2 protein-coding genes are annotated in these 1869 nt (G+C 39.6%); one reads left to right on the top strand and one right to left on the bottom strand.

All coding sequences use genetic code 11. The features are described from left to right. Window positions 1–480 precede the first annotated feature (480 nt). Window positions 481–669, bottom strand: a complete 189-nt coding sequence (locus tag U9O96_03090; GenBank protein MEA2054092.1) for a hypothetical protein — start codon at window positions 667–669, stop codon at window positions 481–483. A gap of 904 nt (window positions 670–1573) precedes the next feature. Between U9O96_03090 and U9O96_03085 the strand changes: the two genes are divergently transcribed. After that, the gene (locus U9O96_03085) at window positions 1574–1678 is read left to right on the top strand and encodes a hypothetical protein (protein MEA2054091.1); all 105 of its coding nucleotides are present in this window, start codon (window positions 1574–1576) and stop codon (window positions 1676–1678) included. Window positions 1679–1869: the final 191 nt, after the last annotated feature.

The following is a 1869-nucleotide window of genomic DNA, read 5'->3' as shown; positions in this document are numbered from 1 at the left end:
GTATTCGCTGATTTGATTGTTTCTTGGAATGGTTATTATTCATTTTTTCACTTTACTATTCTGACTTTCCTATTTATATCTAGGTCCTACATGTAATACATTTTGTAACCTTTTTGTTATGTAATGCATACACCAAGAGATTGCGTTTGCCATACCGTTTGCTTTTGTTTGCCCTATCGTATGCTACTATCGTTTACAGCAACCAACCCCCCCCTCTGTACCCCCTATATTAATCATTGATGCAAAAAATTTCTCTAGAGGGGAAAAGGGACAACAAGGGCGGTTAGAACATATACAGTTACCCCGGGTCAGAATAATGACTGTGTTTTGTTTGTCGGGATAAAACTCAAGAGCAGCATTTTGCCCGCAGTTGTCCACAATTTGCCGTTATGCTTCCTTTGCCTCCTTGCCCATTTTTGGGAGAAAATGATTGGCGGATTAAAAAGCGATGAATTATAAAATATTCTATGTCGTTTTTGATTACATATTGTATAGTGTCTGTAGGAATTCATCCCAGTGTGTATGCAAAGCAAAATCTGTATTTTCATATGAGCTTACGTAGTTGCCCTCCGGCGGGAAATACATGCTTATGCCGTGGGCATTTTGGTGCTCATTTCCGTGCCATTCAAACTCTTCTTTCGCTTTATCCGAGACCGCCTCCCGGTGCACACTATCAGCGGGAGCGCTTAGTACTCCTTTAGCCTTAGGCTTTACATGTGCCTGGGTGGCTAAACCAAGCTGGCTGTGTTCTGCGAGCTCAAGAGTTATCGGAAGATTGAAGGCAGATAGGCATGATAGTTGGCGCTTACCCCTTCAAGATTTATCCTGAAGGGATGCAATCCGGGTTTGGTGTGGATTGCGTAACGTAGGCACCTGTAAGGCTGCTCCTGTCCCCGATAGGAAGGCCGTAGGTGGAGACGTTATTAGCCTGCCATTATTACTATCATGCCGAGGTACCCGATGACCGGCGAGCAGAACCAAAATTATGGAATAATTTTGTGCCAGGCTGACAGTTTTATTTCCACGTTTACCCCCACTTTTTGTGCAAAATAATGGAGGGGAGACAGGAGATGAATGGGGTGAAATAAAATGAAAGAAAAATATTGGCCGTTCTTTCCATTTTCTCCATTATCTACCTGTCCCCGAATAATAATGCAGAAAGAATTTTTTAATTTTGCTATTTACTATTTTGATTTTAAAAGGAATGCCCAGACGCAAAAACAGGAGGGGTTCCTGCAATTGATAGAATGAAACTATCTGTGTGGGCATTCCCAAAATATAATGTCTTATCGGCTTAAATTTTTTATGATTTGTTATATGAACTGTTTGTAAAATTAAGGGACAGAACATTGAAGAGAAGGTACATGCCATACAATTCTCTTATGCTCTGTCCCAAATAATAATGCCAAGGGATTTTTAAATTTCACTAATCTTTTTTTAGAAAAACAGATATACAAGTTTAATATCATTACAATAGAGGAAATAAAATGGAAGGAATAGTTAAAAGATGGATAACATCTTATAGGTTTATTGAGGCAGAAGGAAGGAAGATATTTTTGTTCACCAGTCTGAAGTGAAAGGAAACAAGCCGTTGATGGTTGGACAAAAAGTAAAGTTTGATGTAAAAAAAGAGGTGAGAGGGCCAAAGGCGGTAAACGTTGAAGTGATAGAGGAATAAAAAGATCTTTATCGTGCGCAAATTCATGGCACGTTTGGATTGGAAACTGCATTATGGGCGGTGAATATAACCTGACTTCCCACATTTTAAGCACATGTTATGATCGATAATTGCTGCCTGATTCTCCTAAATGCCTGTTTTTCTCCTTAGAACTTCTTCATTTTTTCATGCTGGCGATAGCAATCCACATG

This window comes from Candidatus Thermoplasmatota archaeon (assembly GCA_034660695.1).
GTDB lineage: Archaea > Thermoplasmatota > E2 > UBA202 > DSCA01 > JAYEJS01.
Note: the sequence above shows the minus strand (reverse complement) of the source record. Positions and strands in the feature narration are given on the sequence as shown.